Raw genomic sequence first — 4,059 nt, forward strand, 5'->3', positions numbered from 1 at the left:
CGTCTCAGAAAACGGAAAATAAAGCACGCTAAGCGTGCGTGGAGGCTGGCACCCAGCGGTACAGCGTCGGAATGGACACGCCGAGGTTCTTGGCCACGTCCTTGGGCGGCACCCCGCTGGCCAGCAGCTTCTTGGCCGACTCGATCTTGCTGTCGGTCATCTTCGGCTTGCGGCCGCCTTTGCGGCCGAGCTGCTTGGCGACTTCCAGCCCGGCGCGGGTGCGCTCGACGGTCAGCTCGCGCTCCATTTCGGCAAGGCTCGCCATGACGTGGAAGAAGAACCGCCCGGATGGTGTGCCGGTGTCGATGGAGTCGGTGAGGCTCCTGAACTGGACACCGTGCTTGTGCAGATCGCCGACCAGATCGACCAGTTGCTTGACCGACCGGCCCAGCCGGTCGAGCTTCCAGACGACCAAAGTATCGCCTTCGCGCAGCATTTCGAGCGTCTTGGCCAAGCCAGGCCGGTCTGCCCGCGTGCCACTCACCTTGTCCTCGAAGACCTTTTTACATCCGGCCTTGCTCAAGGCTTCGCGTTGCAGCTCCAGGTTCTGATCCTGCGTCGAGACGCGCGCATAGCCAATCAACATGGCTTGTCTCGCGCCCGGTCGATGCGTTCCTGCATCGCCTGCATCACTTCTTCGTGGGTGTACGATCTGGCGTTGGCGTCGGTGGCTTGCCGCAGGGCTTCCTCAACCTCGCGCGTCATCCGCTCGTAATCCTCCGGCCACAGCGCTTGCTCCATGCGCAGCGACGCCTGACCCAGCAGGTGCAGCAGGCTGAACAGCCGCATGTCGTTGGTGGCGACGATGCGCTCCCGAATCTGCTCCTGAATAGCTTCGCTAGCCCGATGCGCTTGTGGTGTGGCAGTCCCCTCGTAGTCAGCGGGGAATTCCGCTTCCTCGGCAATCCTTGCCCAGGCGCTGGCCAGCGCCTCGATGGTTGACGTGCTCATTTCCGCCGCTCCTGTGCTCTTTGGCGAATCAACCGGCCAAGGGGCCTCGACGCGAAAACCAGCAGCATCACGCCTATCGGATACCAGGTCGAGAAGACCACCAAGGCATCGAAGGCTGGCCGTCCGGTGTTGGTAGGCAGTACGGCGGTCACAGCCATCAACCCGCCGACCGTCCAGATGATGCGCCACACGTAGGGCATCACGCGGGGCACGTAGCCGTCATCGAAAGCGGTCTGGTAGTAGCGGCGCAGGCCGCGCTCGGCAAGCGCCTGGCGCTGCCGCTCCGACAGCGCATCCGTCCGGCCATACCAGCGCCGGAATGGTGGACAGCGCAGCAGCAAAGGGGTGAAGAGGATCATCACCGCCACGATCGCGACACCCCACGCCATGACGGCGCCGGCATCGGGCCGCTTGGCGTTCTCGATCACGGGCGCGAAGACGCCCGGAGCACCGATCATCCAGAACAGCGCAATGTGCTGATGGAAGGAGAGCTTCATTTGCTCATCCACTTGCGCAGCAGGCGCTTTTTCAGGGAGGCGCGTTCTTGCGGGTTGCGTCCCTTGTGATTGGCGATGCGATCCGCCGTGGCGGCCTGGCGCTTGACGGGCCAGTAGGAGCGGCCATCCTTGCCCATCGACCAGACGCTGCTGGCCTGGTTTTCCAGCAGGGGCAGATGGGCGCTCAGGGCTTCGGGCGACGCGCTGGTCAGCGCCGTGCGCTCACGGGTGCGCCAGCGCTGATGCCAGAGCTTCTTGTCCTCGCGCTCGCTGCCGCAGGTCGTGTGCCCGACGATGGGTGTTTTGCGGCGGCTGCGGCTCATAACGTAGTGGTCTCCAAGAACATTCAGGACTGATCCCAGGCGTCGATGGTCAAGACCTGATCGGCAGGACAGGCGGCTACGCGGTCGGGAACTGGATGGTGTTCAGTCTCATGCCGACCCCATTCGATTGATCGCGTCGCTTGCGGCACGCTGCGACGCAAGGAGGTTTGCGACCTGGTTTAGCAGCCGTGTCCGCTGCATGTCTGTTACCTATCTCCCCGACCGCTCATTGGACCAACTCCAGAGATTGGGCTCTATCGCTCAGCCAATACGAAACCGGCATTGGCTGATGCCACAACCGAGACTAACACAAATGGCTCGGTACCTGTATTTCGCGCCCCGTGCACTTGGCCCGGTCTTGCCACGGCTATCTCACCTTCCCTGAGGGCACGAACAATCCCATTGCCCTGAAAGTAATCAGCCATTCCCGACAAAACAGTCCACGTGTCTTGGCCGTGAGGATGAATGTGAGCCGCAATTTCCTGCCCGGGATGGACATGCCAAACCACGATAATTGAGTCTCGGGTTTCAAGCACAACGGAACGAATAGGCTCGCCTTCGGACGGCTGAACATACTCGGCTACAGAAAATATTCTCGATTCAACAGTCATCGGAGATCCCTCTTTCACAGTTGTCGTTACGGTCTTCATCGTCGGCATCCTGACGCACGGCGGGCAATTGCTGGAGCAACGCCGGCAGCCATTCCTGTACCGTCTCCCACACCACATCGAGGTTGATGTCGAAATAGCCGTGAGCCATGCGATTACGCATATTGCGCATGCTGCGCCACGGCACGTCGGCATGCGCCTGGGTGAACTCGACGTAGCCATCCATCACCTTTGTGGCCGCCTCGCCGATGACGATCAGGCTCATGATGACGGCCTGCTGGGTGCGCTTGTCGGCCAAGAAGTCGTCCTTGGCCATCCCTTCCACGAAGCTGCGCGCATCGGTTGCGGCCTGCTGAATGTGGTCGAGGTAATCGGGCAGGCGGTTCTCGCTCATATCGGTTGCGCCTCCGCGAGCACCTTGGCCCGGAACTTCGGCGGCAGGTCGCCGGGAGTCAGCAGATCGACGTCAACGCCGAGCAGCGATTTCAGTTCTTCTTCCAAATCGCCCAAGTCCAACAACGTGGCACCGGGCAGCGCATCGACCAACAGGTCGAGGTCGCTGCCATCCCGGTCGGTGCCATGCAGCACCGAGCCGAAGACGCGCGGGTTCGCGGCGCGAAAGCGGCCTACCGCTTCACGCACTGCGCTTCGCTTCATGTCAAGCACAACAGACGGTCGCATGCGCATCCTTTCTTATCGAAACTCGTTGAGATGATATGCAATCAAGAATAGAATTTCAAGAACTATTTTCGAGAATCGCAATGCCTTGATTCCCGTGCCGCGCCGGTTGCCTTGGCGGGCTTGTCACAAACCTACGTTTTCAAGAAGAAGGAAACCGCATGCCCCGCCGTTCGATCCTCTCCGCCGCCGAGCGCGAAAGCCTGCTGGCGTTGCCGGACACCAAGGATGAGTTGATCCGTCACTACACGTTCAGCGAAAGCGACCTCTCCATCATCCGGCAGCGGCGCGGCCCGGCCAATCGGCTGGGCTTCGCGGTGCAGCTCTGCTACCTGCGCTTTCCCGGCGTCATCCTTGGCGCTGATGAGCCACCGTTCCCGCCATTGCTGAGACTGGTCGCCAACCAGCTCAAGGTCGGCATCGAAAGCTGGGACGAGTACGGGCAGCGTGAGCAGACCCGACGCGAGCACCTGGTCGAGCTGCAAACGGTGTTCGGCTTCCAGCCGTTCACGATTGGCCACTACCGGCAGGCTGTCCAGTTGCTGACCGAGCTGGCCATGCAAACCGACAAGGGCATCGTGCTGGCCAGAGCCTTGATCGAGCACCTGCGGCGGCAGTCGGTCATTGTGCCCGCCCTCAACGCCGTCGAGCGGGCGAGCGCCGAAGCGATTACCCGCGCCGTGTTCTTCAACCGCCTGGGGGAAATCCGCGACCGCAGCTTCGAGCAGCAGCGCTACCGGGCCAGCGGCCTCAACCTGGTGACGGCGGCCATCGTGCTATGGAACACGGTCTATCTGGAGCGGGCCGCGAACGCCTTGCGTGGCCACGGTCAAGCCGTCGATGACGGCCTGTTGCAGTACCTGTCGCCGCTCGGCTGGGAGCACATCAACCTGACCGGCGATTACCTCTGGCGCAGCAGCGCCAAGATCGGCGCGGGCAAGTTCAGGCCGCTACGGCCGCTGCAACCGGCTTAGCGTGCTTTATTTTCCGTTTTCTGAGACG

The 4,059-nt window shown here is 62.0% G+C and carries 8 protein-coding genes; 1 reads left to right on the forward strand and 7 read right to left on the reverse strand.

Going from position 1 to position 4,059, the window contains the following annotated elements:
- Positions 1-28: 28 nt before the first annotated feature.
- The 7 genes from HMPREF3178_RS07370 to HMPREF3178_RS07400 form a co-directional block, all read right to left on the reverse strand.
- Positions 29-586: a recombinase family protein gene (locus HMPREF3178_RS07370; protein ID WP_003100847.1), complete on the reverse strand. Its 558-nt coding sequence runs from the start codon at positions 584-586 to the stop codon at positions 29-31.
- Entirely contained in the window at positions 580-951 is a 372-nt protein-coding gene (locus HMPREF3178_RS07375) for a hypothetical protein (protein ID WP_003100853.1), read from the reverse strand. Before HMPREF3178_RS07375 ends, HMPREF3178_RS07370 begins: the two co-directional genes overlap by 7 nt.
- Positions 948-1,448: a hypothetical protein gene (locus HMPREF3178_RS07380; RefSeq protein WP_003100856.1), complete on the reverse strand. Its 501-nt coding sequence runs from the start codon at positions 1,446-1,448 to the stop codon at positions 948-950. Before HMPREF3178_RS07380 ends, HMPREF3178_RS07375 begins: the two co-directional genes overlap by 4 nt.
- Complete coding sequence (locus tag HMPREF3178_RS07385; protein WP_003100858.1) at positions 1,445-1,771, reverse strand: hypothetical protein; 327 nt, start codon at positions 1,769-1,771, stop codon at positions 1,445-1,447. The genes HMPREF3178_RS07380 and HMPREF3178_RS07385 overlap by 4 nt, the downstream gene beginning before the upstream one ends.
- A gap of 254 nt (positions 1,772-2,025) precedes the next feature.
- Positions 2,026-2,382 carry a cupin domain-containing protein gene (locus HMPREF3178_RS07390; protein ID WP_000215515.1) on the reverse strand — a complete coding sequence of 119 codons (357 nt, stop codon included), beginning with the start codon at positions 2,380-2,382 and terminating at the stop codon, positions 2,026-2,028.
- Positions 2,372-2,773, reverse strand: coding sequence for a HepT-like ribonuclease domain-containing protein (locus HMPREF3178_RS07395; RefSeq protein ID WP_001293886.1), 402 nt, complete (start codon positions 2,771-2,773; stop codon positions 2,372-2,374). Before HMPREF3178_RS07395 ends, HMPREF3178_RS07390 begins: the two co-directional genes overlap by 11 nt.
- On the reverse strand, positions 2,770-3,060 hold the full coding sequence (locus HMPREF3178_RS07400) for a nucleotidyltransferase family protein (RefSeq protein ID WP_001247892.1): 291 nt from the start codon (positions 3,058-3,060) through the stop codon (positions 2,770-2,772). Before HMPREF3178_RS07400 ends, HMPREF3178_RS07395 begins: the two co-directional genes overlap by 4 nt.
- A gap of 158 nt (positions 3,061-3,218) precedes the next feature.
- Between HMPREF3178_RS07400 and HMPREF3178_RS31610 the strand changes: the two genes are divergently transcribed.
- Positions 3,219-4,031 carry a DUF4158 domain-containing protein gene (locus HMPREF3178_RS31610; RefSeq protein ID WP_004187445.1) on the forward strand — a complete coding sequence of 271 codons (813 nt, stop codon included), beginning with the start codon at positions 3,219-3,221 and terminating at the stop codon, positions 4,029-4,031.
- The last annotated feature ends 28 nt before the right edge of the window (positions 4,032-4,059 follow it).

Source organism: Klebsiella sp. HMSC09D12, assembly GCF_001808475.1.
GTDB classification, from domain to species: Bacteria; Pseudomonadota; Gammaproteobacteria; order Enterobacterales; family Enterobacteriaceae; genus Klebsiella; species Klebsiella oxytoca.

What these genes read in the sequence shown, in the direction of transcription:
- HMPREF3178_RS07370 (WP_003100847.1), bottom strand. Translation starts at nt 586, where the DNA reads ATGTTGATTGGCTATGCGCGCGTCTCGACGCAGGATCAGAACCTGGAG.
- HMPREF3178_RS07375 (WP_003100853.1), bottom strand. Translation starts at nt 951, where the DNA reads ATGAGCACGTCAACCATCGAGGCGCTGGCCAGCGCCTGGGCAAGGATT.
- HMPREF3178_RS07380 (WP_003100856.1), bottom strand. Translation starts at nt 1,448, where the DNA reads ATGAAGCTCTCCTTCCATCAGCACATTGCGCTGTTCTGGATGATCGGT.
- HMPREF3178_RS07385 (WP_003100858.1), bottom strand. Translation starts at nt 1,771, where the DNA reads ATGAGCCGCAGCCGCCGCAAAACACCCATCGTCGGGCACACGACCTGC.
- HMPREF3178_RS07390 (WP_000215515.1), bottom strand. Translation starts at nt 2,382, where the DNA reads ATGACTGTTGAATCGAGAATATTTTCTGTAGCCGAGTATGTTCAGCCG.
- HMPREF3178_RS07395 (WP_001293886.1), bottom strand. Translation starts at nt 2,773, where the DNA reads ATGAGCGAGAACCGCCTGCCCGATTACCTCGACCACATTCAGCAGGCC.
- HMPREF3178_RS07400 (WP_001247892.1), bottom strand. Translation starts at nt 3,060, where the DNA reads ATGCGACCGTCTGTTGTGCTTGACATGAAGCGAAGCGCAGTGCGTGAA.
- HMPREF3178_RS31610 (WP_004187445.1), top strand. Translation starts at nt 3,219, where the DNA reads ATGCCCCGCCGTTCGATCCTCTCCGCCGCCGAGCGCGAAAGCCTGCTG.